The organism is Paragemmobacter amnigenus (genome assembly GCF_009908265.2).
Taxonomy (GTDB): Bacteria; Pseudomonadota; Alphaproteobacteria; order Rhodobacterales; family Rhodobacteraceae; genus Paragemmobacter; species Paragemmobacter amnigenus.
Window position 1 is genome coordinate 1 of record NZ_JAAATX020000013.1, and the last position, 26,670, is coordinate 26,670.

At 68.3% G+C, this 26,670-nt stretch carries 22 protein-coding genes; 9 read left to right on the plus strand and 13 right to left on the minus strand.

What is annotated here, in order from left to right; translation table 11 throughout:
• Both GU927_RS16955 and GU927_RS16960 read left to right on the plus strand, forming a co-directional pair.
• A partial coding sequence (locus GU927_RS16955) for an efflux RND transporter periplasmic adaptor subunit (protein ID WP_161763646.1) occupies window positions 1-895 on the plus strand: 895 nt, incomplete at its 5' end.
• On the plus strand, window positions 895-4,194 hold the full coding sequence (locus GU927_RS16960) for an efflux RND transporter permease subunit (RefSeq protein ID WP_161763647.1): 3,300 nt from the start codon (window positions 895-897) through the stop codon (window positions 4,192-4,194). The genes GU927_RS16955 and GU927_RS16960, both read left to right, overlap by 1 nt.
• Window positions 4,195-4,206: 12 nt before the next feature.
• Here GU927_RS16960 and GU927_RS16965 read toward each other — a convergent pair whose 3' ends face one another.
• On the minus strand, window positions 4,207-5,004 hold the full coding sequence (locus GU927_RS16965; RefSeq protein WP_161763648.1) for a protein-disulfide reductase DsbD domain-containing protein: 798 nt from the start codon (window positions 5,002-5,004) through the stop codon (window positions 4,207-4,209).
• A gap of 137 nt (window positions 5,005-5,141) precedes the next feature.
• Here GU927_RS16965 and GU927_RS16970 point away from each other — a divergent pair, with 137 nt between their 5' ends.
• Complete coding sequence (locus tag GU927_RS16970) at window positions 5,142-5,696, plus strand: YqgE/AlgH family protein (RefSeq protein ID WP_161763782.1); 555 nt, start codon at window positions 5,142-5,144, stop codon at window positions 5,694-5,696.
• Window positions 5,697-5,809: 113 nt separating this feature from the next.
• Here the strand turns inward: GU927_RS16970 and GU927_RS16975 are convergent, their stop codons facing one another.
• From GU927_RS16975 to GU927_RS17015, 9 genes are all read right to left on the minus strand, one after another.
• Window positions 5,810-8,152: an aldehyde dehydrogenase family protein gene (locus GU927_RS16975; RefSeq protein WP_161763649.1), complete on the minus strand. Its 2,343-nt coding sequence runs from the start codon at window positions 8,150-8,152 to the stop codon at window positions 5,810-5,812.
• A gap of 4 nt (window positions 8,153-8,156) precedes the next feature.
• Window positions 8,157-9,143: a deoxyribose-phosphate aldolase gene (gene deoC, locus GU927_RS16980; protein ID WP_161763650.1), complete on the minus strand. Its 987-nt coding sequence runs from the start codon at window positions 9,141-9,143 to the stop codon at window positions 8,157-8,159.
• Window positions 9,144-9,237: 94 nt separating this feature from the next.
• Window positions 9,238-9,630, minus strand: coding sequence for a cation:proton antiporter (locus tag GU927_RS16985; protein WP_161763651.1), 393 nt, complete (start codon window positions 9,628-9,630; stop codon window positions 9,238-9,240).
• Entirely contained in the window at window positions 9,627-9,896 is a 270-nt protein-coding gene (locus GU927_RS16990; protein ID WP_161763652.1) for a K+/H+ antiporter subunit F, read from the minus strand. The genes GU927_RS16985 and GU927_RS16990 overlap by 4 nt, the downstream gene beginning before the upstream one ends.
• Complete coding sequence (locus GU927_RS16995; RefSeq protein WP_161763653.1) at window positions 9,893-10,384, minus strand: Na+/H+ antiporter subunit E; 492 nt, start codon at window positions 10,382-10,384, stop codon at window positions 9,893-9,895. The genes GU927_RS16990 and GU927_RS16995 overlap by 4 nt, the downstream gene beginning before the upstream one ends.
• 2 nt (window positions 10,385-10,386) lie before the next feature.
• The gene (locus tag GU927_RS17000; protein WP_161763654.1) at window positions 10,387-11,892 is read right to left on the minus strand and encodes a monovalent cation/H+ antiporter subunit D; all 1,506 of its coding nucleotides are present in this window, start codon (window positions 11,890-11,892) and stop codon (window positions 10,387-10,389) included.
• Window positions 11,892-12,230 (minus strand): Na+/H+ antiporter subunit C, encoded by a 339-nt coding sequence (locus GU927_RS17005; RefSeq protein ID WP_161763655.1) that lies wholly within the window; start codon window positions 12,228-12,230, stop codon window positions 11,892-11,894. Before GU927_RS17005 ends, GU927_RS17000 begins: the two co-directional genes overlap by 1 nt.
• Window positions 12,230-15,067 (minus strand): monovalent cation/H+ antiporter subunit A, encoded by a 2,838-nt coding sequence (locus GU927_RS17010; protein ID WP_161763656.1) that lies wholly within the window; start codon window positions 15,065-15,067, stop codon window positions 12,230-12,232. The genes GU927_RS17005 and GU927_RS17010 overlap by 1 nt, the downstream gene beginning before the upstream one ends.
• 160 nt (window positions 15,068-15,227) lie before the next feature.
• Window positions 15,228-16,388, minus strand: a complete 1,161-nt coding sequence (locus GU927_RS17015) for an ROK family transcriptional regulator (RefSeq protein ID WP_161763783.1) — start codon at window positions 16,386-16,388, stop codon at window positions 15,228-15,230.
• A gap of 285 nt (window positions 16,389-16,673) precedes the next feature.
• Here GU927_RS17015 and GU927_RS17020 point away from each other — a divergent pair, with 285 nt between their 5' ends.
• From GU927_RS17020 to GU927_RS17030, 3 genes are all read left to right on the plus strand, one after another.
• Window positions 16,674-17,696, plus strand: a complete 1,023-nt coding sequence (locus tag GU927_RS17020) for a substrate-binding domain-containing protein (protein ID WP_161763657.1) — start codon at window positions 16,674-16,676, stop codon at window positions 17,694-17,696.
• A gap of 127 nt (window positions 17,697-17,823) precedes the next feature.
• Complete coding sequence (locus GU927_RS17025) at window positions 17,824-18,885, plus strand: ABC transporter permease (protein ID WP_161763658.1); 1,062 nt, start codon at window positions 17,824-17,826, stop codon at window positions 18,883-18,885.
• Window positions 18,886-18,898: 13 nt separating this feature from the next.
• Window positions 18,899-19,672, plus strand: a complete 774-nt coding sequence (locus GU927_RS17030; RefSeq protein ID WP_161763659.1) for an ATP-binding cassette domain-containing protein — start codon at window positions 18,899-18,901, stop codon at window positions 19,670-19,672.
• 253 nt (window positions 19,673-19,925) lie between these two features.
• On the opposite strand, the gene GU927_RS17035 is transcribed toward GU927_RS17030, so the two are convergent.
• Window positions 19,926-20,846, minus strand: a complete 921-nt coding sequence (locus GU927_RS17035; protein ID WP_161763660.1) for a DMT family transporter — start codon at window positions 20,844-20,846, stop codon at window positions 19,926-19,928.
• A gap of 109 nt (window positions 20,847-20,955) precedes the next feature.
• Here GU927_RS17035 and ade point away from each other — a divergent pair, with 109 nt between their 5' ends.
• Entirely contained in the window at window positions 20,956-22,668 is a 1,713-nt protein-coding gene (ade, locus tag GU927_RS17040; protein WP_161763661.1) for an adenine deaminase, read from the plus strand.
• Between the two features lie 83 nt (window positions 22,669-22,751).
• On the plus strand, window positions 22,752-23,411 hold the full coding sequence (locus tag GU927_RS17045; RefSeq protein ID WP_161763662.1) for an exopolysaccharide biosynthesis protein: 660 nt from the start codon (window positions 22,752-22,754) through the stop codon (window positions 23,409-23,411).
• Here the strand turns inward: GU927_RS17045 and GU927_RS17050 are convergent.
• Both GU927_RS17050 and GU927_RS17055 read right to left on the minus strand, forming a co-directional pair.
• Entirely contained in the window at window positions 23,408-24,808 is a 1,401-nt protein-coding gene (locus GU927_RS17050) for a sensor histidine kinase (protein WP_161763663.1), read from the minus strand. The two genes, GU927_RS17045 and GU927_RS17050, sit on opposite strands and share 4 nt — an antisense overlap.
• Window positions 24,805-25,479: a response regulator transcription factor gene (locus GU927_RS17055; protein ID WP_161763664.1), complete on the minus strand. Its 675-nt coding sequence runs from the start codon at window positions 25,477-25,479 to the stop codon at window positions 24,805-24,807. The genes GU927_RS17050 and GU927_RS17055 overlap by 4 nt, the downstream gene beginning before the upstream one ends.
• Before the next feature lie 73 nt (window positions 25,480-25,552).
• Here GU927_RS17055 and GU927_RS17060 point away from each other — a divergent pair, with 73 nt between their 5' ends.
• Complete coding sequence (locus GU927_RS17060; protein ID WP_161763665.1) at window positions 25,553-26,608, plus strand: ABC transporter substrate-binding protein; 1,056 nt, start codon at window positions 25,553-25,555, stop codon at window positions 26,606-26,608.
• Window positions 26,609-26,670 lie beyond the last annotated feature (62 nt).

Here is a 26,670-nt window from a genome sequence, read left to right on the forward strand (position 1 = left end):
GCGCGAGGCGGGGCGGGCGCTGGTGCTGGCCCGCGATGATCTGGCGCAGGCCGAGGCGCAACTGGCGTTGCGCAAGCAGGCGCTGCAACGGCAGCGCGACATTGCCGCGCGCGGGGCCGGATCGGCGGCGGCGGTGGAGGCTGCCGAACTGGCCGAGGCGCAGGGCGCGCAGGCGCTGCTGGGCAGCCGGTCCGCGCTGGCGCAGGCCGAGGCGGCGGTGGACCAGTCCGCAATCACCGTGACGCGGGCCCGGATCGGGCTGGCCGAGGCGGAGCGGATGCTGGGGGATACGGTGATCCGCGCGGCCTTTGCCGGACGGCTGGACGGGGTGGCGGCCATCGTCGCGGGCGGGCAGGTCGGCGCGAATGAACGGCTGGGCGAGATCATCGATCCGTCCGCGCTGGAGGTGGGGTTCCGCCTGTCGGCGGCGGAACTGGCGCGGCTGGTGGACGGGACGGGCGCGGTGATCCCCGCCGCTGTGACGGTGCGGCTGGAGGTTGCGGGCGAGGATATCGCGGCCACGGGGCGCATCCTGCGGGCGGGCGCGTCGGGGGCCGAGGCAGGGGGCGGACGCGTGGTCTATGCCGCGCTGGAGGCGGCGCCCGCGCTGCGGCCCGGGGATTTCGTGACGGTCACGGTGACGGAACCCGCGCTGGAGGGGGTGGCGCTGGTGCCTGCGGCGGCGGTGGATGCGGGCGGGCGCGTGCTGGCGCTGGGTGCCGAGGAGCGGCTGGAGGAGGTCGCGGTGCGTGTGCTGCGCCGTCAGGGCGACGGGGTGGTGATCGAGGCGGGCGCGCTGGAAGGGCGCGAGGTGGTGGCGGAACGCTCTCCGCTGCTGGGGGCGGGGATCAGGGTGCGGCCGGTGCGGGCGGGTGACGTCGGGGCGGGCGGCTGATGCGGTCGCGCGGGATCCTGTCCTATTTCACGCGGCACCGGACGCTGGCCAATCTGCTGATGGTGCTGATGCTGGTGGGGGGCGTGGTCGCCGCGCTGGACATCCGCGCGCAGTATTTCCCCGATGTCGTGCTGTCCGAGGTCGATGTCAGCGTGACATGGCAGGGCGCGGGGGCCGAGGATGTGGATCGCGGCATCGTGCAGGTGCTGGAGCCCGCGCTGAAGGGGGTGGAGGGCGTGGCCGCCACCTATGCCCGTTCGGTCGAGGGGCGGGCGACGGTCGAGATCGAGTTCGAGCCGGGGGTGGATATCGACCGCGCCGCGCAGGAGGTGACGGCGGCGGTGGAGGGGATTTCCACCCTGCCCGAAGGGGCCGACGAGCCCGAGGTCAGCCGTGGCGCGTGGCGCGATCAGGTGACGGATGTGGTCATCACGGGGCCTGTCGGGGTGGAGCAACTGGCGCGGCTGGCCGACGAATTCACCGCGCGGCTGTTTGCGGCGGGCGTCACGCGGGCGACGATCAGCGGTCTGGCCGCGCCCGAGATGGTGGTGGAGGTGTCCTCGGTTGCGCTGATGCGGCATGACCTGACCATGGCCGAGGTGGCAGGCGCGGTTGCGGCGGCGGCGGGCAGCCTGCCTGCGGGCGAGGTGGCCTCCGGCGCGGCGCGGGTGCGGACGGGCGAGGCGCTGCGGACGGCCGAGGGCGTGTCGGATATCTCGCTGCGCGTCGGGGCGGATGGCGCGGTGCTGCGGCTGCGCGATGTGGCGGTGGTGCGCCTCGAGGGGGCGGATCGGGGGCGCGCGGCCTTTGTGGGGTCGAACCCCGCGATGGCGGTGCGGGTGGAGCGCGGGTCCGAAGGCGACGCCATCGACCTGCAGGCGCGGGTGGCGGCGGTGGCCGATGCGATGCGGCCCGCGCTGCCTGCGGGGGTGACGATGGATCTTGTGCGCACGCGGGCCGAGCAGATCACCGAGCGGCTGTCGCTGATGTTCGACAATGCGGCGACGGGTCTGGCGCTGGTCGTGCTGATGCTGTTTTTGTTCCTGAACGGGCGCATCGCGCTGTGGGTGGCGGCGGGGATTCCGGTCGCGACGCTGGCCGCCATCGCGGTGATGTGGGCGGGCGGGCTGACGCTGAACATGATCTCGCTTTTCGCGCTGATCCTTGTGCTGGGGGTCATCGTCGACGATTCCATCGTGGTGGGCGAACATGCCGATTTCCGCGTGCGCCATCTGGGCGAGGCGCCGGTGGTGGCGGCAGAGCGGGCGGCGGTCCGGATGGCGGGGCCGGTGTTGGCCTCTACCCTGACGACGGTGATCGCCTTTCTGGCGCTGGCGGCGATCGGGGGGCGGTTCGGGGACCTGATCCGCGACATACCGCTGACGGTGATGGCGGTGATGGTTGCCTCGCTGGTGGAATGTTTCCTGATCCTGCCCAACCACATGGCCAGTGCCCTTGCCGATTCCGTGAAGGAGAAGTGGTATGACGCCCCCAGCCGCTGGACCAACCGGCAATTGGACCGGTTCCGCAGGGCGGTGATGCGGCCCCTGATGCGGGAGGTGATCGCGGCGCGCTATCCGGTGCTGGCGGCGGCGGTGCTGGTTCTGGCGACGCAGGTGGCGCTGTTCCTGCGCGGGGATGTGCCCTTCCGCTTTTTCAACGCGCCCGAGCAGAGCAGCCTGACGGGGAATTTCGCCATGCTGCCCGGGGCCGACCGCGCCGACAGCGTGGCGATGATGCAGGAGTTGCAGCGCGCCGTCGCGGCGGTGGGCGCGGCATACGAGGCCGAGCACGGGCTGAACCCCGTCCTGTTCGTGATGGCCGAGGTGGGCGGCGGCGCGGGGCGCGGGCTGTCGGGGGCGGCGACGAAGGACCCCGACCTGCTGGGCGGGATTTCGGTCGAGATCGTCAATCCCGACCTGCGGCCCTATTCCAGCACCGCCTTCATCGCCGCGATCGAGGCCGAGGTGCGGCGTCACCCGCTGCTGGAGGAGCTGTCCTTCCGCGGCGGGCGGTTCGGGCCGGGCGGGGCGGCGATCTCGGTCGATCTTTACGGGGCCGAGGCGGGGGTTCTGAAGGCCGCGGCCGAGGCGTTGAAGGCGCGGCTGGCGGCCTTCCCCGAGGTGTCGGGGCTGGAGGATACGCTGGCCTATGACAAGGAAGAGCTGGTGCTGGCGCTGACCCCCACGGGGCAGGCGATGGGATTCACCGTCGAGGGGCTGGCGCGCGACCTGCGCGACCGGTTGGCGGGGATCGAGGCGGCAACCTTTCCCGACGGGCCGCGATCGGCCGCGATCCGCGTGGAACTGCCCGCGGACGAGCTGACGGCGGATTTTCTGGAGCGGACGCGGATGCGGGCCGGGCCGGGGGTGCATGTGCCGCTGGCCGATATCGTGACGGTGCGGCGCGAGGCGGGGTTCTCGTCCGTGGTGCGCGAGAACGGGCTGCGGGTGGTGACCGTCTCGGGCGATCTGGCCGAGGATGATCCGGCCCGCGCGGCCGAGATACAGCAGGCGCTGCGCGACAGTTTCGTGCCCGAGGTGGAGCAGGATTTCGGCGTGCAGGCGCGGTTTTCCGGTCAGGCCGAGCAGGAGCGCGAATTCCTTGGCGGGGCGCAGGTGTCGGTGGCGCTGGCGCTGGTGGGGATCTATCTGTGTCTGGCGTGGATCTTTGCCAGCTGGACGCGGCCCGTTGTGGTGATGAGCGTCATTCCCTTTGCCCTTGTCGGGGCGATCTTCGGGCATTGGGTCTGGGACGTGCCGCTGTCGATGTTTTCCATCGTGGGGATCATCGGCATGTCGGGGATCATCGTGAACGATTCCATCGTGCTGGTGGCGACCATCGACGAATATTCCCGCAGGCGCGGGCTGGTGCCTGCGGTGGTGGATGCGGTGGCGGACCGGTTGCGGCCTGTCCTGCTGACCACGCTGACGACCGTGCTGGGGCTGGCGCCGCTTCTGTTCGAGCGGTCCTCGCAGGCGGAGTTCCTGAAGCCCACGGTGGTGACGCTGGTCTTCGGGCTGGGCGCGGGCATGTTCCTTGTGCTGCTGGTGGTTCCCGCGATCATGGTCGTTCAGGCGGATATGGGCCGTCGCCTGCGCGCGCTGCGGCGGGCCTTGCGGCTGCGCCGCGCCGAGGGGCGGGTGGTGCGGATTGCGGCGGGCGGCGTCGGTGTCGTGCTGCTGACGGGGGTGGCGGTGGCGGCTGTGACGGGGGGTGTGGCGCAGGCTCTGGCCCTTGTGGCGGCGGGTGCTGCGGTTGTCACCGGCGGCGCGGTCGTCGCGGCGCGGCGGGGGTGAGAGGGGCCTTGGTCAGGGCGCGGGGCAGCCGCGGATTTCCACGGCGCGGGCGTCCGAGATCACGGTGACGGTGACGCCGGAGCGGTCCAGAGCGAAGGGGGCGCCCTGTGGCGGGACCATCTCGGCCGCGGCGGTCAGGGTGCCGCCGCTGCGGGTCGACACGGATTCCGAGACCCAGATGCCTGCGGCCGCGCTTTCGAAGACCACGGTTTCCTCGCCCCCCTTGTGGGGCAGGTCGATCGTTGCGGTGATCCGCAGCCCGTCGGCGATGGGGTCGAGCGCGCAGCCGATGCCGACAAGCCCCGCCTGTGCGGCGGCCAGCGGGCGGGAGTCCAGCGCGGCGGCGATGAGCGGGTCGGGATGTCCCGCGCCCTCGATCACGCTGTCGAAGGAGAGGGCGGCGGGGATGCAGATATCCGAGCAGACCCCCAGATCGACCGAGCCCTTCAGGCGCACGGGGCGCGCGGGATCGACGGGCGTCACCTCGATGGGCAGGACGAGTTCGTCGTGATAGCCCACCGTCTTCATGCCGTTGAGGGTGAAGACATAGGGGCGCGGCCAGTGGAAGGTTACGGCGCGCAGGTTTTCCGATCCTGTCCAGTCGAAGGCGGGGGGAATCCCCGCCTCGCCCGGGTTGCGCCAGTAGGTCTTCCAGCCGGGGGCGAGGGTAAGATGCAGCGCGGTCATGTGGTTGCCGCCCTGTTGCTGCCAGCCGGTCAGGATGCGGCCCGCGAGCACGTCCTCTTGCGAGAAGGCGAGGGCGGGGAGCGGGGTCGCAGCAAGGGCGAGGGCAAGGATCGGCTGGCGCATGGTCTGAAAATAGGCAGTCGGCGGAAAATGGGAAATCACGATCAGGGGATGGCGCTGCGGGTGATGGGGACTTGAGGCGGGGCGGCAACAGGCCCATCTTGGAGGGGTGGACACCGGAGGGTTTGGCGATGGCGGAGCTGGAACTGGATGGAAAGCTTCTGGTGGCGATGCCCGGCATGGGCGATCCGCGCTTCGAGAAGAGCGTGATCCTGATGTGCGCCCATTCCGCCGAGGGGGCGATGGGGCTGATCGTGAACCGGCCCGCGCCGGACCTGAGTTTCGCCAATCTGCTGGAGCAATTGTCGATCCCCCGCGCGCCCGAGGGGCGGGATATCCGTGTGCATTCCGGCGGGCCGGTGGAGCGGGGGCGGGGATTCGTGCTGCATTCGGGTGATTATGCGGGCGGGCCCGCGACGATGCGGATCGAGGGCGGCTATGGCATGACGGCGACGCTGGATGTGCTGGAGGCGCTTGCGCGGGGCGAGGGGCCGGAGCGGGCGCTGCTGGCGCTGGGCTATTCGGGCTGGGGGCCGGGGCAGGTAGAGGCGGAGATCAAGGCCAACGGGTGGCTGGTGGTGGATGCGAGCGCGGATCTGGTCTTCTCGGCGGATGATGCGGGCAAATGGGCGGGCGCGCTGAAGCGGCTGGGGATCGACCCGCTGACGCTGTCGGCGGCGGCGGGGCGGGCCTGAGGCAAAATTCTTCTGGCGAAGAATCTTGCGGGCGATTTTTCTGGCGAAAAATCGGGGTCGGGGTGTTTCTTCGCAGAAGAAACGGGGGGAAAATCCTTCGCGAGAAGGATTTTCTATTCGCCGTAGGGCACCCAGACGGTCTTGATCGCGGTGGCGTGGCGCAGGAATTCGCGGCCCTCTCCCTGCGGTCCCGTCCAGTCGCGCGCCTGGCCGTGGTTGACCCATGTGCGTTTGAGGTTGGTGGCGCTTTCGCCTTCGATCAGGGCCGAGAGGTCGGTCGAGGAGAAGGACCAGAGCGCGTCCACGTCCATGTGGCCCGCCAGCGGCTTGGCGAGTTCGGCATGGCTGCCGGTGACGATGTTCACCACGCCTGCCGGCAGGTCCGAGGTTTCCAGCACCTGATAGAGGTCGGTCGCGGCCAGAGGGAAGGGGTCGGAGGGGACCAGCACGCAGGTGTTGCCCATCGCGATGGCGGGGGCCATGGCGGAGATCAGGCCCAGAAGCGGCGCTTCGTCCGCGCAGAGGGCGGCGATGACGCCCACGGGTTCGTTCATGGCAAGGGCCACGCCGCGCAGGGGGACGGATTTGGCCTGACCGTCGAATTTGTCGGACCATGCGGCATAGGTGAAGAGGCGGGCGATGGAGGCGTCCACCTCTGCCGTGCCGTCCTTGCCGGTGAGGTCCTTCAGGCGCGCGGCGAATTCGGCGGCGCGGGCCGAGAGGTTTTCGGCGATGTAGTAGAGGATCTGGGCGCGGTTGTGGCCGGTGGCCTTGCCCCAGCCTTTCGCCGCGTGGGCCGCTTCGACCGCGTTCCGGATGTCCTTGCGGTTGCCAAGGCCGATATGGCCGAGGTGTTTGCCACGGGCCGAGAAGACCGCGCGGGAATAGCCGCCGTCGGGGCGGGCCTGCTTGCCGCCGATGAAGAGTTTGGCGGTGCGGTCGAGCGCGGGAGTGTCGTAGGTCGCGGGTTCGGGGATGGCGGCGACGGGTTTGAGCGGTTTCGCCGTCGCGGCGGGTTTGAGATAGGCCATGAGCCCTTCCCACCCGCCTTCGCGGCCGAAACCGCTTTCCCGCACGCCGCCGAAGCCTGCGGCGGCGTCGAAGAGGTTGGTGGCGTTCACCCAGACCACGCCCGCCTTGATCTTTGGCGCGATGTCCAGCGCGAGGTTGACGTTTTCGGTCCAGACGCTGGCGGCGAGGCCGTAGCGGGTGTTGTTGGCAAGCTCCACCGCCTCGGCCGGGGTGCGGAAGGTCATGGAGACGAGGACGGGGCCGAAGATTTCTTCCTGCATCAGGCGCGAGGCGGTGCCGAGGCCGGTGATGAGGGTGGGGGGGTAGTAGCATCCCTGCGCGGGCAGGGGCGTGTTGGCGCGGTAGATGTCGCCGTCGGAGCCGTTCACCATGTCGGTGATGGTGGCAAGCTGGATCGGGTCCACCACCGCGCCCACGTCGATGCATTTGTCCAGGGGGTCGCCAAGGCGCAGGCCGTCCATGCGGCGTTTGAGTTTTTCGTGGAAGCGCTGCGCGATGCCTTCCTGCACCAGAAGGCGCGATCCGGCGCAGCAGACCTGACCTTGGTTGAACCAGATCGCGTCCACCAGCCCTTCGATGGCGCTGTCGATATCGGCGTCGTCGAAGACGATGTAGGGGGATTTGCCGCCAAGTTCCAAGGTCAGCGCCTTGCCCGTTCCGGCGGTGGCGCGGCGGATGGCCTTGCCCACGGCGGTGGAGCCGGTGAAGGCGATCTTGTCCACGCCCGGATGGGCGACGAGGGCGGCGCCCGTATCGCCGTCGCCGGTGACGATGTTCAGCACGCCCTTGGGCAGGCCCGCCTCGCGCGTGATTTCGGCGAAGAGGAGGGCGGTGAGGGGCGTGTATTCGGCGGGTTTGAGGACGACGGTGTTTCCGGCGGCCAGTGCCGGGGCGACCTTCCATGCCAGCATCAGGAGCGGGAAGTTCCACGGGATCACCGCGCCGCAGACGCCGTGGGGGGCGTGGCCGGGGAGTTCGCTGTCCATCAGCTGGGCGAGGCCCGCGTGGTAGTAGAAGTGGCGGGCGACGAGGGGGATGTCGATGTCGCGGCTTTCGCGGATGGGTTTGCCGTTGTCCATGGTTTCCAGCACCGCCAGAAGGCGGGCGTGTTTCTGGATCAGGCGGGCCAGCGCATAGAGGTATTTCGCGCGGGCGTGGCCCGTAAGGCGGGCCCATTTCGGCTGGGCGCGGCGGGCGGCCTTTACGGCTGCGTCGATGTCCTGCGCGGTGCCTTGGGTGACTTGCGCCAGAGGGCTGCCGTTGGCGGGGTTTCTGGTGGCGAAGGTTTCGCCCGGTTTGGTGAATTTGCCGTCGATGAAATGGCCGAAGGTTTGGCCGTGTTTCCCAAGCCATGCCTTCGCCTCGGCATTGCCTTCGGGGGCGGGGCCGTAGTCCATGCGGTCGAAGATTTCCTTGATCGTCATGGTCTTATCCCATCGCGTGCCGGTTGGCGGCCGAGTAGTGGCCGGTCAGGTAATGTTCAAGCTGGCGTTCGATGTCGCCCAGCAGGGAGGAGGCGCCGAAGCGGAAGAGGTCGGGTTGCAGCCACGGGTAGCCTAGTTCGTCCTTCATCATGGCAAGGTAGAGGAGCGCGTCCTTGGCCTTGGAGATGCCGCCCGCGGGTTTGTAGCCGACCTTCACACCCGTGCGGTCCTGATAGTCGCGGATGGCGCGGATCATGGTGAGCGAGACGGGAAGGGTGGCGTTGACGGATTCCTTGCCCGTGGAGGTCTTGATGAAATCGGCCCCTGCCATCATGCAGACAAGGCTGGCGCGGGCGACGTTGCGCAGCGTGGCCAGTTCGCCGGTGGCGAGGATCGCCTTGACATGGGCGTTGCCGCAGGCCGCGCGCATCTCGCGCATTTCATCGTAAAGCGCCTGCCAGTTGCCGGTCAGGACGTGGCGGCGGGAGATGACGATGTCGATCTCGCGCGCGCCGGCGGCGACGGAGCGGCGGATTTCCTCGATCCTCAGGTCGAAGGGCGAGAGGCCCGCGGGAAAGCCGGTGGAGACGGCGGCGACGGGGATGTTGGTGCCTTCCAGCGCGCGGACGGCCGTGCCGACCATGTCGTGATAGACGCAGACGGCACCGACGGTCAGCCCCTCCATCCCCAGCTTTTCCAGCATCCACGGGGCGACGGGCTGGCGCGCCTTGGCGCAGAGCCGTTCGACGCGGCCCCATGTGTCGTCGCCCGACAGGGTGGTCAGGTCGATGAGCGAGATGGCCTTGAGCAGCCATGCTGCCTGAAACTCTTTCTTCACGCTGCGGCGGCCGCCAAGGGTGGCTGCGCGGCGTTCGATGGCCGAGGTGTTGGCCTGCACGGCGGCGACCCAGTCAAGATCGAGCGGCATCCCCTCGTTGCGGGGATGGGCGATCTGGGGCAGGCGGGTCGGGGTGGGGGTGGATGTCTGCACGCTGTCCTCCCTTCGGACGGGTGCGAGGATGCACGGGCAGGCAGGCCCGCGCAAGGGCGGGCGGGGGAGGAGGTGCTGTTTTTTGACCTTTTGGTCAGGTATCGCGGCGGGGCAGGGACGGTTCTGCCGGTTCCGGCTGGTGGTCGAAGGTGGCCCAGTCGCGCGCAGTGCCGGTTTCGGGCAGGTCCAGTTCGGCCCGCCGCAGGTGCAGGTGAAGTTTGGACAGGTAATTCGCGCTGATCGGGGCGGTGACGAAGATGAAGATCATCACCAGGAGTTCCTGCCAGGAAAAGCCCGTGCCCGTGCCCAGCCCGTGCAGCATCGACACCAGCAGCGCCGCGCCGAGGCCGACGGTGGAGGCCTTGGTCGGCGCGTGCAGGCGCTGCATCCCCTCGCGCAGGCGGATGAGGCCGTAGCTGCCGATCAGGCCGAAGCCGCCCGCGATCACGAGCAGGGCGGCAAGCAGGAGGTCAAGCGCGTCCGTCATTCGATCACGCTGCCCCTGAGCTGGAATTTGCAGAAGGCGACCGTGCCGACGAAGCCCGTCATGGCGAAGAGCATGGCGGCCTCGAAGTTGATGCCGGTGCCGGTGGCGATGCCGTAAAGGACGATCAGCGCGATGGTATTCACCACCATCGTATCCAGCGCAAGGATGCGGTCCGCCATGGCAGGGCCGCGCGCCAGCCGCCAGAGGTTGAGCAGAAGCCCCGCGCCGAAGCAGGCGAAGGCGAAGCCGAGGGCATAGGGGATCATCCGAAAATCCTTTTCAGCCGTGTTTCGTAGCGGGACTTGATGTCGTCCCTGATCGCGTCGGGGTCGGGGGCGTGCAGCGAATGGATCAGCAGCACGCGACCATCGGCGGACATGTCGGCGGTCACGGTGCCGGGGGTCATGGTGATGGTGCCTGCAAGGACGGCGATCGCCTCGGGCGTGGCAAGGTCGACGGGCACGCGGATGAAGGCCGAGCGGATGCGGTCGGGCGGCATGAAAAGGACGATGCGCGCGACCTGGATATTGGCGAGGATCACGTCCCAGACCACGAGAGCCACATAGGCGAGCAGGGCCGGAAGGTTCCGCACGCGGGGGGCGCCGGGCCAGTAGGGCGCGGTGAAGAGCGGGATGAGGGTGGCAAGGATCGCCGCCATCACGAGCGAGCCGAGCTTCCAGTCATTGACCAGAAGGAACCATGTGACGATCAGGAAAAGCGACAGCACGGGATGGGGGAAGAGGCGGCGGAGCATGGTCAGTTCCCCCCGTCAAGCCGGTTCGCCGCGATATAGGCATCGGGCGTATGGAGCGATGCGGCCGTGTCTGCGAGCCAGCCTGTCACGGGGCCTGCGAAGGCGGTCAGGGCCACGAGCGCGGCGATCAGCGCCGCCGTTGCGGCAAAACTGGCGGGGCGCGGCGCGGGATGGGGTGTGGCCGGGCTGCCTGTTGCCGCGGATTTCCAGAAGAGCGTGGAGCCCGCCCGCGCGAAGCCGAGGATCATGAGGAAGGAAGAGAGGAGGATCACGCTCCAGACCAGCGGCGCATCGGCGCGCAGGGCGTCGAGGATCAGCAGCTTGCCGAGGAAACCCGACAGCGGCGGCATCCCCGCAAGCGCGATGGCCGTCACGAAGAAGAGGACGGCCAGCATCCCCTGCTGCGGCACGGGCGGCTGCGGCGTCAGCCTGCCATCGGCACGGCGGGCGGCCAGAAGGTCCGCGATGAGGAAGAGCGCCGCCGTGGCGAGGGTGGAGTGGATCAGGTAGTAGAGCGCCGCCCCCGTCGCCTGCGGGGTAAAGGAGGCCAGCGCGGCAAAGAGCGTGCCCATGGAGGCGATGCCCGCAAAGGCCGCCAGACGGGGCAGGGTGGTCGCCCCGAGCGTGCCTATGGCCCCGATGGCGAGCGTGGCCAGCGCCGCGGGCAGCATCAGATCGGCCAGCAGCGGGCCGATGGCAGGCGTGTCGGGCGGGAAGATCAGCGTCGTCGTCCGCAGGATCGCATAGGCACCGACCTTGGTCATGATGGCGAAGAGCGCGGCCACCGGACCGGGGGCGTTGGCATAGGTGCCCGGCAGCCAGAATTGCAGCGGCACGAGCGCGCCCTTGATGGCGAAGACCGACACCATGAGCACCGCCGCCACCCGGATGAGGGCTGCGTCGCCCTCGGGCAGGGCGGCGATCTTCTGCGCCAGATCGGCCATGTTGAGCGTGCCCGTCACCGCATAGACCGTCGCAAGGGCAAAGAGGAACAGGGTGGAGGCGATCAGATTGAAGGCGATGTATTGCACGCCCGCGCGCAGCCGGTCGCGCCCCGCCCCGTGGATCATCAGGCCGTAGGAGGCGATCAGCAGGACTTCGAAGAACACGAAGAGGTTGAAGGCGTCGGCAGTCAGGAACGCGCCGTTCAGACCCATGAGCTGGAACAGGAAAAGCGCGTGGAAATGGCGCCCGCGCGCGTCCCACCCCGTGGTCACCGCATGGCCGAGAACCGCCAGCGCCAGCGTCGCGGTCAGCAACAGCATCAGGGCCGAGAGGCGGTCGAGCATCAGCACGATGCCGAAGGGCGCGGGCCAGTGGCCGAGGAAATAGGGCTCTGGCGGGTTATGGCCGGACGAGAGCAGCAGTGCGAGCGCGATGCCCCAGAGGGCCAGACTGCCCGCGCCGGAGACGAGCCTTTGGGCCATGAGGTTCCGGCGCGCGAGCAGCAGGATGAGCGGCGCGAGGATCGCGGGCAGGACGACGGGGGCGATGATCCAGTGCGACATCAGGGGCGCTCCTCCGGGTCGTCCATGTCGATGCGGTCATGGCCCGATTCGAAATAGGCGCCCAGCGACATCAGCACGATGACGGCGGTCATGCCGAAGGAGATGACGATGGCCGTCAGCACCAGCGCCTGCGGCAGCGGATCCGTATAGCCCGGCGCGTCCTTGGCGATGATGGCGGGCAGGCCCGCGACGAGGCGTCCCGAGGCGAAGATGAAGATGTTGACCGCATAGGACAGGAGCGTGAGTCCAAGGATCACGGGAAAGGTCCGCTGGCGCAGCATGAGGTAAAGACCTGCGGCGGTCAGCGTTCCGATGGTGGTGGCGATCAGGGCTTCCATCAGCGCGCCTCGTCCGGATCAATGGAATACGGGTCGTTGCTGGAGGTTTCGCCTGCACGGACGGCAAGGCGGCCCAGCGAGTTCAGCGCCAGCAGCACCGCGCCGAGGACGCAGAGGAAGACGCCGAGGTCGAAGATGGCGGCGGTGGCAAGCTCGAATTCCTCGAGCGGCCAGAGATGGACATAGGTGTAGGACGACGACAGGAAGGGTGCGCCGAAGAACCACGAGCCGACCCCTGCGGCAGAGGCGGTGAGCACGCCTGCCGCGATCAGGGCGTGATGGTCGATGCGCTGCCGTGCCTCGGTCCATGAGAGGCCGGAGGCCATGTATTGCATGACGAAGGCGATTGCGAAGACCAGACCCGCGACAAAGCCGCCGCCGGGCAGGTTGTGGCCGCGGAAATAGATGAAAACGCCGATCATCAGGGCCACGGGCAGCAGGAAGCGGGTGGCCATGACCATGAGCAGCGGGTGGCGGTCGCCCGCGCTGTCGGGGCGGGGCAGGGTTCCCGCGAGCCGCGACAGGGCGGGGGCCGAGCGCAGCAGCGCCTCGGCCAGGGCGAAGATGACGAGGGCGGCGATGCCCAGGACGATGATCTCGCCAAAGGTGTCGTAGCCGCGGAAGTCGACGATGATCGTGTTGACCGCATTGGTCCCGCCCGCGCCCGGTTTCGACTGGGCAAGGTGATAGGCCGAGATCGGGGGGAAGGCCGGTTCGCGCGTCATCACCGCATAGGCGAGCGCGCCGATGCCCGTTCCGGCGGCGGCGGCGACCAGCGCGTCGCGCATGCGCCGCAGGGGACTGCTCTCGCGCGGCGTCGTGCGGGGCAGGAAGTTCAGCGCGAGGAGCATGAGGATGACCGACACCACCTCGACCGTGATCTGGGTGAGGGCGAGGTCGGGCGCGGAGAGCCAGGCGAAGCCGAGCGAGATGATGAGGCCCATGATCCCGACAAGGATGAGGGCGAAGAGGCGGTTGCGGTGGGTCAGCACGAGGCCCGCCGTCGCGGCAAGGACAAGGGCCCAGGCGATGGCCACCACCGGCGGGACGGGCATGGCCATGCGGGTGCCCGCATCATGCGGGGCAGTGGCAAAAGCCCAGAGCGCGGCCGCGGCAATGGCCGTGGTGCCGATGGCCACGGCGCGGGTGAGCGAGCCGTCGTGCAGGGTGGCGGTGACGCGGCGCGACAGTCCCGCCATGGGTTCGACGATGGCGTCGAAGATCGCCTTCGCCTCGGGCTTGGGCCATGCGTCGTAGAGGGCGCGCAGGGGGCGGGCGGCGGACAGGATCGCGAAGCCCCCGCCGATGGCCGCAACCGACATCCAGAGCGCGGGCGAGGACAGGCCGTGCCAGTGCTTGATATGCACTTCGGCCGCGCTGCCGGTCGTCGCGCTGGCGGCGCTGTCGACCAGCCACGCGGCGATGGGCATGGGCGCAAGGCCGATCAGCACGACCAGAACGGCAAGGAAGGCGGGGGCGGCCCACATCCCGAAGGGCGGGTCATGCGGGGGGTGGGGATAGTCGTGGCGCTGCGGGCCGAGGAAGGCCGCGGACAGGAAGCGCAGGCTGTAGGCCACCGACCAGAGCGCGGCGATGGTGGCAAGGACAGGCAGCAGCCATGCGGGGCCGAGCGCGGTATGCGCGGCCTCTTCCAGCATCATCTCTTTGGACAGGAAGCCGTTGAGCGGCGGGATGCCCGCCATGGACAGGGCCGCGACAAAGGCGAGGACGAAGGTCACCGGCATCAGGTGGCGCAGCCCGCCAAGGCGCGACAGGTCGCGCGTGCCGGTTTCGTGATCGACGATGCCGGCCGTCATGAAGAGCGCGGCCTTGAAGGTGGCATGGTTCAGGATGTGGAACACCGCGACCGTCGCGGCCTTGGCCGTGCCCATGCCCAGAAGCATGGTGATCAGGCCGAGATGGCTGACGGTCGAGAAGGCCAGCAGCGCCTTGAGGTCGTCCTTGAAGAAGGCGATCTTGGCGCCGATCAGCATGGTGACGAGACCTGCCGTGGTGACGATCCAGAACCATTCCGGCGTCCCAGCCAGCACCGGCCAGAGGCGGGCCATCAGGAAGATCCCTGCCTTCACCATCGTGGCCGAATGCAGATAGGCCGAGACGGGGGTCGGGGCTGCCATCGCGTGGGGTAGCCAGAAATGGAAGGGAAACTGCGCCGATTTCGTGAAGCAGCCGAGCAGGATCAGGATCAGCGCGGGCAGGTAGAGCGGCGAGGCCTGGATCACCTCGCGCTGGGACAGGATGACCGACAGTTCGTAGCTTCCCGCGATATGGCCGAGCAGCAGCATCCCCGCGATCAGCGCCAGCCCGCCGCCGCCCGTGACGGCCAGCGCCATGCGCGCGCCCTGCCGTCCTTCGGGCAAGTGTTTCCAGAAGCCGATCAGCAGGAAGGAGGAGAGCGAGGTCAGTTCCCAGAAGATGAGCAGCAGCAGGATGTTGTCCGACAGCACGATCCCCAGCATCGCGCCCTGAAACAGCATCAAATAGGTCAGGAACACGCCCATCGGATCGGATTTGGACAGGTAGAAGCGAGCATAGAGGATGATCAGCAGCCCGATGCCGAGGATCATCCCTGCAAAGAGCAGGCCCAGCCCGTCCAGACGGAAGCTGGCATTCAGGCCGAGGGCGGGCAACCAGTCGACGCTGTAGGTGACGACCCCGCCGTCCAGCACGGCGGGGGCCTGCAGCGCCAGCAGCGCAAGGGCCAGCGCGGTGAAGGCGGCGGTCAGGGTCGCGCAGGCGCTGCGTCCGGCGCGGATGGCGACAGCGGGCATCAGCGCGCCGAGAAAGGGAAGGGCAGCGATCAACGCAAGGGTCATGGTTTCTTATTTTTCCTGTGCGTCTTTCCGCATGGATGTCCGGTCCATTAATAGTCGGCTCGGGGCGCCAAAAGATTAGTCCCCCTCATTTGGGTGGAGGCTTGCCCCAGATCAAGCTTTTTCGGACCCGCCGGGGGCAGATCGGGCGCGGGCGGGGGCGTCAGGACAAGTTGTCGCGCAGCGCCTGCGGGGCGGCGGGGTCGATCAGATAGCGCTGGGCCAGCGGGATCGCGGCGGCCCCCAGCGCGCGCGCCTCGGCCCCGACGGTGCCTTCGCGGACATGTGGCGGTTCAACCCCCGACAGGTCCAGCTTCGACAGCGCGACCTCGGTCCGGCGGGTGATTTCCGACCGGATCGACACGGGCATCCAGCCGTCGATCATCACCGCCTCGAGTTCCACGAGGGCCGCGGCAGAGAGGGTGGCATAGGCCAGCCCCTCGGCCGCGTGTTGCAGCCAGCCGTCGAGGATCGGGTCGGGGATACGCCACTCGCTGTGCTGTTCCCACAGGTGGTCGGCGCTGTGGCCCGCGGCCTCGGCCAGTTCGGCAAGGCGGGACATGGAGGCCACGTCGAAGAGCCGTTGCAGCGTGCCGTCGGGGCCTGGGACGGGCATCGGGCCCACGCCGCCCGCATTGCCGGTGCGGCCGGTGAAGAGCTGGCCGTTCAGCACGAGCCCGCCGCCGATGAAGGTGCCGAAGTAGAAATACAGGAAATCCTTGGGCTTTTCGCCCGTGCCGAAAACGAGTTCCGCGCCGCAGGCGGCGGTGGCGTCGTTCTGGACATGGACGGGCATCCCCGCCAGTGCCGAAATCTCGGCCGCGATGTCGCGGTCGCGCCATGCGTCCATTTCCGATTGCGGCGCGCCGATGTAGCGCACCCAGTTCCAGAGCTGGAAGGGCATGGCGATGCCCATGCCGCCCACGCGGTCGCGCAGCATGGCGGGCAGGGTCGCAAGGACGGCAGGCAGGGCTTCGGATACGAAGCCCACCACGGTGCCGGGGGTGGGGTAGCGGTAGACGCGGCGGCGGGTGGCGCGGACGCGGCCAAGGAAATCGACCAGCGTCAGGTCGGCGGACCTGCGACCGATCTTCAGCCCGAGGAAGAAGGCGCCTTCGGCGTCAAGAGACATGGGCACCGAGGGTTGGCCGATGCGGCCGCGGATCGGCTCTCCCCTGAGAAGGAGTCCGTCCTGTTCGAGGCTTCGCATGATGACCGAAACGGTCTGCACGGACAGGCCCGTCATGCGCGCGATGTCGGATTTTGCCAGCGCGCCATGGCTGCGCAGGATCGAAAGGACCAGCCGTTCGTTATGGGCGCGCATGCCGGACTGGTTCGACCCCCGGAAGCCTGCGGCTTCGGGGGCGGTGCGATCCGGTATCGCCTCGGCCTGGGGTCTCACATCTCCTCCCGTCCGGGCGGTTCTGCCCGGTTTTGAGGCAAGGATGAGCGGGGAATCGGCAGGCTGTCAATAATAATTCAGAGTGATTTAATTATCTTGACGGATGGGTGGGAATCGGTTTTCTTACCCGTCGTCGCATCGGGGCAAGGCCCTGCACGGCGTGTAACACAGGGGGGCTACCCCCGGATTTTCTTGGGAGGAAAATCGATGAAATTCAAAGCGAAAGCCCTTGTGGGCGCGGCGACGCTTGCGCTGGTCTCGGCTGCTCCGGCGCTGGCGCAGGACGTTTCGGCCTGCCTGATCACCAAGACCGACACCAACCCCTTCTTCGTGAAGATGAAGGAAGGCGCCGAGGCCAAGGCGGCCGAGCTGGGCGTGACCCTGAAGTCCTATGCCGGCAAGGTCGACGGTGACCATGACAGCCAGGTTGCGGCCATCGAGGCCTGCATCGCGGACGGCGCCAAGGGCATCCTGATCGCCGCGTCGGACACCAAGGCGATCGTCGACTCGGTCAAGAAGGCGCAAGAGGCCGGCATGGTTGTCATCGCGCTCGACACGCCCCTCGATCCGGCGGATGCCGCCGACGCGACCTTCGCGACGGACAACCTGGAAGCCGGCAAGCTGATCGGCGCATGGGCCGCGGCGACGCTGGGTGCCGAGGCTGCCAATGCCAAGATCGGCTTCCTGAACCTGACGCCGTCGGAGCCGACCGTGGACGTCCTGCGCAACCAGGGCTTCATGATGGGCTTCGGGATCGACGTGAAGGACCCCAACGACATCGGCGACGAGGATGACGCGCGCATCGTCGGCCATGACATCACCAACGGGAACGAAGAAGGCGGCCGCAAGGCGATGGAGAACCTTCTGCAGATCAACCCCGACATCAACGTGATCCACACGATCAACGAGCCGGCCGCCGTGGGTGCCTATCAGGCGCTGAAGGCGATCGGCAAGGAGAACGACGTGCTGATCGTGTCGGTCGACGGCGGCTGCCCGGGCGTTGCCTCGGTCAAGGACGGCGTGATCGGTGCGACCTCGCAGCAGTACCCGCTGATGATGGCGGCGCTGGGCGTCGAGGCCATCAAGAAGTGGGCCGACGAAGGCGTGAAGCCGGAGCCGACCCCGGGCAAGGCCTTCTTCGACACTGGCGTGGCGCTGATCACCGACAAGCCCGCCGAGGGCGTGCCGTCGATCGACACCACCAAGGGCACCGAGCTCTGCTGGGGCTGATCTGAAAAGACTTGCGCGGGGGGAGTGTCCCCCCGCACCATCCCGGAAGGGAGAAAGCGGGGGCGGCTCTCGATCAGGGCCGCCCTTCGTCTAGGAAGCGCCCGGATCGCGGGCTGAAGGGGGACATATGAGCCAGCCACAGGAATTCGAGAAGGTGCTCGACCAGAGCGCGACGGGCGTCGCGCAGTTCGAGGACCACAAGAGCGGCCTTCGCAAGTTGCAGCATTTCCTGCATTCGAACCCGGCCGCCGTGCCGATGATCGTTCTGGTCGCGCTGATCATCATCTTCGGCTTCGCGCGGGGCGAGCGGTTCTTCTCGGCCTATACGCTGACGCTGATCATGCAGCAGGTGGCGGTGGTGGGCATCCTTGCCGCGGGGCAGACGCTGGTGATCCTGACGGCTGGGATCGACCTGTCCATCGGGGTGCTGATGGTCTTCGCCTTTGTCATTATGGGCAACTTCGTGCTGGCCTACGAGATGCCCGCGATGGTGGCCATCCTTGCGGGTTTCCTGATCGCGGGGGGCGGGGGCGCGCTGAACGGCTATCTGGTGTCGCGCCTGAAGCTGCCGCCCTTCATCGTGACGCTGGGCACGTGGAACATCATCATGGCGATCTGTCTGATCTATTCAGAGAACGCCACGATGCGAGAGGCCGACCTGACGGCCGTCACCCCTTGGCTGCATGTCTTCGGCATCAGCTTCAAGATTGGCGGCGCGGTGGTGACTCTGGGTGTGGTGGCGATGCTGACGTTGTACGTCGCCCTCTGGTACATGCTGAACAACACGGCCTTCGGGCGGCACATCTATGCGGTGGGCGATGATCCGGATGCGGCGGATCTTGCCGGGATCCGGACCAATCAGGTGCTTTTGAAGACCTATACGCTGGCCGGTCTGATCGCGGGGCTTGCGGCATGGGTGTCGATCGGGCGGAACGGGTCGATCTCGCCTTCCACCGTCGTCACGGACTTCAACCTGCAGGCCATCACGGCGGCGGTGATCGGGGGCATCTCGCTGTTCGGGGGGCGCGGGTCCATTCTGGGCGTGCTGTTCGGGACGCTGATCGTGGGCGTGATGAGCATGGGTCTGAACATGCTGGGCGCGGACCCGCAGTGGAAGGTGCTGCTGACCGGTATCCTGATCATCGGCGCTGTCGCCATTGACCAGTGGATCCGCAAGGTTTCGGGCTGAGGGAGGAGAGATCATGGCTGAACCCATTCTGACCGCGCGGGGCCTGACCAAGCGCTATGGGCGCGTCACGGCGCTGGATAACTGCGACTTCGACCTTTACCCCGGCGAGATTCTGGCCGTGATCGGGGATAACGGGGCGGGGAAATCGACGCTGATCAAGGCTTTGTGCGGTGCGGTGGTGCCGGATGAGGGCGAGATCAGGCTGGACGGGAAACCCGTCCAGTTCACCAACCCGATGCAGGCGCGGGAAGCGGGGATCGAGACGGTCTACCAGAACCTCGCGCTGTCGCCCGCGCTGTCGATCGCGGACAACATGTTCATGGGGCGGGAAATCCGCAAGCCCGGCGTGATGGGGTCCGTGCTGCGGATGCTGGACCGCAAGGCGATGGAGAAGGTGGCGCGCGAGAAGCTGAGCGAGCTGGGTCTGATGACGATCCAGAACATCGGGCAGGCGGTGGAGACGCTGTCGGGTGGCCAGCGGCAGGGCGTGGCCGTGGCGCGGGCGGCGGCCTTCGGGTCGAAGGTCGTGATCATGGACGAACCCACCGCCGCCTTGGGCGTGAAGGAAAGCCGGCGCGTGCTGGAACTGATCCTTGACGTGAAGAAGCGGGGGCTGCCGATCATCCTGATCAGCCACAACATACCCCATGTGTTCGAGGTGGCGGATCGCATCCACATCCACCGACTGGGCAAGCGGCTGTGCGTGATCGATCCGAAGGAATACACGATGTCGGACGCGGTGGCCTTCATGACCGGCGCGAAGGTGCCGGAGCATGTGATCGCGTGACGCGACGGTGAACGAGGGACAGGCGGGGGGCTTTGGCCCCCCGTTTGTTTTTGGGGATGCTTGGCTTGGAGTGCGAGGAGTGCCGAAAGGTGCCAGTGGCACGTTTCGGCACTCCGCCGGTAGGGCCGCGCGCGTCACGCCGGGGCGGGCGCCCATGGCGCACGTCCCGGTGGGGCGGGACGTGCGCGGGCCGTGGCTTCGGGCCACGGTCCGGAACCTGCCGTTGCACTTTGTGGCCAAAGAGACGGGGGGTTCACCCCTGTAGCGTGGTGACCTTGCGCGCCGCCGCGCGGTCCTTGCCGAGTTTACGCTCGCGCAAGATGATCAGGATGCCTGCCGTGATGATGATCGCCGCGCCCATGAGCATTGTTAGCGTGGGCATTTCGGCGAAGACGAACCAGCCGATGGCGAGGGCAAAGAGCATCGAGGCATAGTCGAAGGGCGCGACGAGGGAGGCGTCGGCCTCGCGGTAGCTGGAGGTGAGGAGGATCTGGCCGATCCCGCCCAGAAGCCCCGCGCCGATGAGCAGCGCGAGTTCGAGGGGCGCGGGGGCGACCCAGCCGAAGGGGATCGTGACGAGCGAGAGCAGCGTGGCGGTCAGCGAGAAGTAGAAGACGATGGCGGGGGTCTTTTCCGTCTGCACCAGTTTGCGGACGAAGACCTGCGCGAGGGCTGCGAAGACCGCGCCGCCGAGGACGAGCATCGCGCCGAACGCTTCGGTATGGCCTGCGCCGCCGTCGAGGACGGTCAGGCGCGGGGAAAGGACGATGAGCACGCCGATGAGGCCGAGCGCCACGCAGGAGAGGCGGAAGAGGCGGACGTCTTCGCCAAGGAACATGGCGGCGAAGACGACGGTCAGCAGGGGCGCGGCATAGCCGATGGCGGTGACCTCGGGGAGCGGCAGGTAACCCAGCCCCGCAAAGCCCAGACCCATGGCGCAGGTGCCGGCAAAGCCGCGCCAGACATGGCCCATCGGGTTGACCGCGCGCAGACCTGTCGCAAGTTCGCGGCGCAGCATGAGCCAGAGGACGATCACCGGAATGGCGAAGGCAGAGCGGAAGAACACGGCCTGTCCGGCGGGGACATGGTCGGCGGTGGCCTTGATCATCGCGGACATCACGATGAAGACGAGGACCGAGCCGAGCTTGAAGGCGATGCCGCGCAGGGGGCGCATGGGGGACTCCGGGGGCTTCATGCGGTTGGACCATCGTTTCGCGGGGGCTGCAAGGGGGTGGACAGGCGGGGCGGGGGGCGCTTTGCTGGGGGGAAAGGAGATTTGACCCATGCCGCAGATTGCCCCCAAGGCCGCCCTGTCAGACCGCATCGCGCAGGGGCGGGGCGCGGTTCCGGCGGATGTCGTGCTGCGCGGCGGGCGGGTGTTCGATCTGGTGACGGGGGAACTGGTCGAGACGGATGTGGCGATCTGTGGCGACACGATCGTGGGGGTGTTCGGGGAGTATCAGGGGCGGCGGGTCGTCGATATGGGCGGCCGCGTGCTGGTGCCGGGGTTCATCGACACGCATCTGCATATCGAAAGCTCGCTGGTGACGCCCTTCGAATTCGACCGCTGCGTGACGCCGCGGGGGGTGACGACGGCGATCTGCGATCCGCACGAGATCGCGAATGTCTGCGGGCTGGAGGGGATCGGGTATTTTCTGGAGGCGTCGGCGCGGACGCTGATGGATATACGGGTTCAACTGTCGTCCTGCGTGCCGTCCACGCATATGGAGACGGCGGGGGCGCGGCTGGAGGCGGGGGACCTGATCCCGCTGATGGACCATCCGAGGGGCATCGGGCTGGCGGAGTTCATGAATTTTCCCGGCGTGCTGATGCAGGATGCGGGGTGCATGGCGAAGCTGGAGGCGTGGCAGGGGCGGCATATCGACGGACATGCGCCGTTGCTGCGGGGCAACGACCTGAACGGCTATATCGCGGCGGGGATCCGGACGGAGCATGAGGCGACGTCCGCAGAAGAGGCGCTGGAGAAGCTTCGCAAGGGGATGCGGGTGCTGATCCGCGAGGGGTCGGTGTCGAAGGACCTGCACGCGCTGGCGCCGCTGCTGGTGGAGCGGTTCGCGCCTTACCTTTGCCTCTGCACGGATGACCGCAACCCGCTGGACATTGCCGAGCACGGGCATCTGGACCACATGATCCGCACGGCGATCGCGCTGGGGGCAGAGCCTTTGGCCGTCTATCGCGCGGCGTCGCTGTCGGCGGCAGAGGCGTTCGGGTTGAAGGACCGGGGGCTGATCGCGCCGGGGAAGCGGGCGGATATCGTGGTGCTGGACAGTCTGGAAGGCTGCCATGCCGCGATGGTCTTTGCGGGCGGGGTGGAGGTGACGGAGGCGGCCTTTGCGGCGCGCGCGATCATCCCCCCGGTGGCGCGGCAGTCGGTGAAGGCGCCGCGCGTGGAGGCGCATCATTTCCGCTGTGGCGGGAACCGGGTGGAGACGTCGGTGATCGGGATTTTGCCGGGAAAGATCATCACCGAACATCTGACCTTCGACATTGCCCCGGTGGACGGGGACAAGCGGCCCGACCTGTCGCGCGACCTGATCCGGATCGCGGTGATCGAGCGGCATGGCAAGAACGGCAACCGCGCGACGGGATTCGTGCAAGGCTTTGGCTTGCAGCGGGGGGCGATCGCGTCGACCGTCTGTCACGACCACCACAATATCGCGGTGGTGGGGGCGGATTATGCCGACATGGCGCTGGCCGCGAACCGGCTGGGCGAGATCGAGGGCGGTTTCGTCCTGGTCGAGGGGGGCCGGGTGCTGGCGGAACTAGCGCTGCCGGTGGCTGGGCTGATGAGCCTTGAGCCGTTCGAGGTGGTGCGCGAGAGGCTGGTCGCGCTGCGGGCGGCGGCGGCGGGGCTGGGCGTGGTGCTGGAGGAGCCGTTCCTGCAACTGGCATTCCTTGCGCTGCCCGTCATTCCGCATCTGAAGATCACCGACCACGGGATGGTGGATGTGGATCGCTTTGAAGTGATCCCCTGAAGCCGGTCCGCGCCTTTCGGCGGGGTTGCGCTTTGCCTGTCGCGGCGCGAAAGGTGGGGAGAGTGACGAGGAGTGATTGCCCGATGGGCAGGGGACGCAAGATCGCCAAGAGGTTCAGGGATATCCGGGGACCGCAGCCCGAGGGGAAGAGGCGGTTCAGCCAGATCCTCGATGCCATCGGCGCGGATGAACGGCGCGAGCGGGTGTCGGTGTCCGACCTGATGCGGGCCATGGATGCGCGGGCGGTGGCGGCGCTGATCCTGCTGTTCGCGCTGCCCAATGTGGTGCCCACACCGCCGGGGACGTCGTCGATCCTCGGGCTGCCGCTGCTGTATCTGACGGCGCAGATGATGCTGGGCAAGCTGCCGTGGCTGCCCGCCATCATCGCGGACCGGTCGATGACGCGGGGGGATTTCAATGCCTTTGTCGGGCGGGTGACGCCCCTTTTGGCGCGGGCGGAGCGGTTATTGCAGCCGCGTTTCCTGTTCATCACCTCGGCGCGGGGAGAGCAGGTGATCGGGGGGCTGTGCCTTGTGCTGGCCATCGTTCTGGCGATGCCGATCCCCTTGGGCAACATGCTGCCCGCGCTGGGAATTTCGCTGATGGCGCTGGGCGTGCTGGAGCGGGACGGGCTGTGGGTGGTGATCGGGGCCGTGGTGGGCGCGCTGTCCATGGTCATCGTGTCGGGCGTGGTCTGGGCGCTGGCCAAGGCCACGATCTTCCTGATCGTCAACGCCTTCTAATCGCCCTCGGGCAGGGGGAATGTGGCGCGGATGATCTGGCCCCGTCCGGTGGTGGCGGGCTGGAAATCCAGTGCGGCGTCGAAGAGTCGGGCGATTTCGGCCACCACGGCAAGGCCGAGGCCATGGGTGCCTTGCGGGCCGGATTGCGCCGCGTCGGCGCGCAGGTCGCGGCGGGACAGGAGGCGGGGCAGGGTGTCGGGCGGGATGCCGGGGCCGTCATCCTCGACCTCCAGCACGGGGCCTGCGGGGGTGGCGCGGGCGCGGACGGTGATGGTGGCGCTGGGGCCTGCGTAGCGGATCGCGTTGTCGACGAGGTTGGACAGCAGTTCCGCGCAGAGCACGGGGTCGGCGCGGGCGGTGAGGGTGTCGTCCCCCTCGAACCCCAGATCGTGGCCGTGGCGCGTGGCTTCGGGGATAGCGTCGGCGGTGGTGGCGCGGGCGATGGCGGCGATGTCGGTGGCGGGCAGGGCACGGCGGGCGGCGGCCCCGTCGATGCGGGCCAGCATCAGCAGTTGCGCCAGCACCCGTTCGGCGCGGATCAGCGCGGCTTCGGCCTTGGCGGCGCTGTCCTGCGCCTCGGGCGGGGCGAGGCGCGAGACGAGGGCCAGTTGCGCACGGACCGTGGCAAGGGGAGTGCGGAGCTGGTGGCCCGCATTGCCTGTGAAGTTGCGAAGTGCCGCGACCGCCCCGTCAAGGCGGGACATGAAGCTGTTCATCGCGCCGATCGGGCCTGCCACTTCGGACGGGATATCGGCCTGAAGCGGCGAGAGGTCGTCGGGCGCGCGGGCCTGAAGGGTGCGCGCCAGCCGGTCGAGCGGGCGCAGCGCCACGGTCACGGTGATCCAGACGATCAGCGCGGCCCCCAGCGCAAGGCCGGACAGGCGCAGCGCGGAACGGATCAGGATGGCGCGGGCAAGGGCATCGCGGGCGCGGGTGGATTCGGCCACCGTCACGGCGAAGGGCAGCACGTCCTCGCCGGTGGAGACCTGACCGGACAGGGTGGCGATGCGGATGCGGGTGTCGCCAAAGCGACCATCGGCAAAGGCGGTATCCTCGGCCCCGCGCGGCACGGTGGGCAGGGTGTCGTAGCCGGTGAGGAAGCCGTCGGGGCCGTCGATGCGGTAGAAGACCTGATCCTCGGCCGCCGAGGCCAGCATGTCGAGGGCGGAGAAGGGGATGTCGACCTCGATGCTGCCCGACAGGTCGACCGTGACGCGTTCGGCGATGGCGAGGGCCGATCCGGCCAGAACACGGTCTGATACAGATTGCGCGGTGCGGCGGGCCTCGAACCATGTGTCGGTCAGGGCGATCAGACCCAGCAGGGCGGTGGAGAGAAACAGCCAGATCAGCAGGCGGCGGCGCAGCGACCAGCCGCCGATGGCGGGGGCATCCGTCATGGGCTGGCCGGCGCTTCGATGAAATAGCCGATGCCCCGCGCGGTCCGCAGGGCCACGCCATAGGGCGCAAGGCGGCGGCGCAGGCGCGAGACATATTGTTCGATCGCATTGTCCGACAGGGAATCGTCGAGCGAGGTGAGGGACTGGACGATGGTTTCCTTGGACACGACCTTGCCCGCGCGGGTGAAGAGGAGTTCCAGCAAAGCGAGTTCGCGGGCGGGCAGGTCGATGCCGCCCTGCGGGGTGAAGAAGCGGCGCGAGGTCAGGTCGAAGGTCACCTCGCCCAGCGTGAGGATCGCGCGGCGCAGCCCTGCCTGACGGCGCAGGAGCGAGCGGACGCGCGCCTCGAATTCGGCGACGTCGAAGGGTTTGGTCAGATAGTCATCCGCGCCGAGGTTCAGCCCGCGCACGCGATCCTCGGGCGCGCCGCGGGCGGTCAGGATCATCACCGCCGCCTCGTCCGAGCGGGCGCGCAGCGCGCGCAGGACCGACAGGCCGTCCATTTCCGGCAGGTTGAGGTCGAGGATGACGAGGTCGAAGCGTTCCGCCGCCGCCAGCGCCTCGGCAGAGGCGCCGTCGTGGACGGCGTCGACGGCATGGCCCGACTGGACGAGGAGCGCGGTCAACGCCTCGGCCAATGGCAGGTCGTCCTCGACGAGCATGATACGCATGGGTCCTCCGCCGGACAGAGTAGGGGGGAACGGCGGCGTTGTGAACGGGGCGGTGATGGGGCAAGCTTGACCCATGGGAATTGTCCGTTTTGTCCTGCTGTCGTTGCTTGCCGCCCTGCCCGCACGGGGAGAGGTGTTCGAATTTGCCGCACCGTCCGGCGGGTCGGGACGCGAGCTGACGGTCTATTCCACGCTGGACGAGGGGTTGGCGGCCCCGCTGATCGCGGCCTTCCAGACGCGCTATCCCGATGTTGCGGTCCGGTACGAGGATCTGCTGACCGGCGCGATCCGCGACCGCGTGCGGCGCGAAACCGATGACGGCGGGGCGACGGCGGATTTCGTCTTTTCCTCGGGGATGGACCTGCAGATGTCGCTGGCCAATGACGGTTACGCGCTGGCGGTGCGTCCGCCCGCGGCCAAGGACTGGCCCGACTGGGCGCAATGGCAGGACCGTGCCTATGCGCTGACCTTCGAGCCTGCGGTTCTGGTCTATCACCGGCCCAGCTTTCCCGGCGGGCCGCCGCAATCGCGCAGGGCGCTGATGGACTGGCTTCGCGCGCAGGCGGGACAGGGTGGCGCGGTGGGCACCTATGACATCACCCTGTCGGCGCTGGGCTATCTGTTCCTTGCGCGGGACGAGGAGCGGTCGGGGGATATCTGGACACTCCTTGCCGCGATGGCGGATGCGGGGCTGGAGGTCTTTCCCACCAGTCAGGAGATCATCGACCGCGTGGCCGAGGGGCGGCTGAAGCTGGGATACAACATCCTTGGCAGTTATGCCGCCGATCAGGCGCGGCAGCGGCCCGATCTGGGGCTGGTATTGCTGCGGGATTACACCGTGGTCGTGTCGCGGGTCGCCCTTGTGCCCCGCGCGGCGCGGAACCCCGATCTGGGCGAGGCGTTTCTGGGATTCCTGATGAGCCGCGAGGGGCAGGAGGTGCTGGCGCGCAAGCTGCGCCTGCCTGCGGTCAGTCTGGAAGTGTCGGATGCCGAGTCGGCCCGCGCCATGCAGGCCGCGCTGGGCGCGCAGTTGCAGCCTGTGGCGGTCAGTCCCGGCCTGCTGGTCTATCTGGATCAGGCCAAGCGGCGGCGGCTGTTGGCAAAGTGGCAGGCTGCGGTGGGCGGGTAATCCGCGTGTCAGGTTGATGACAGGTTTTTGTGGTCGGGTGAGTCGCAGGGGGCACGAGGAGG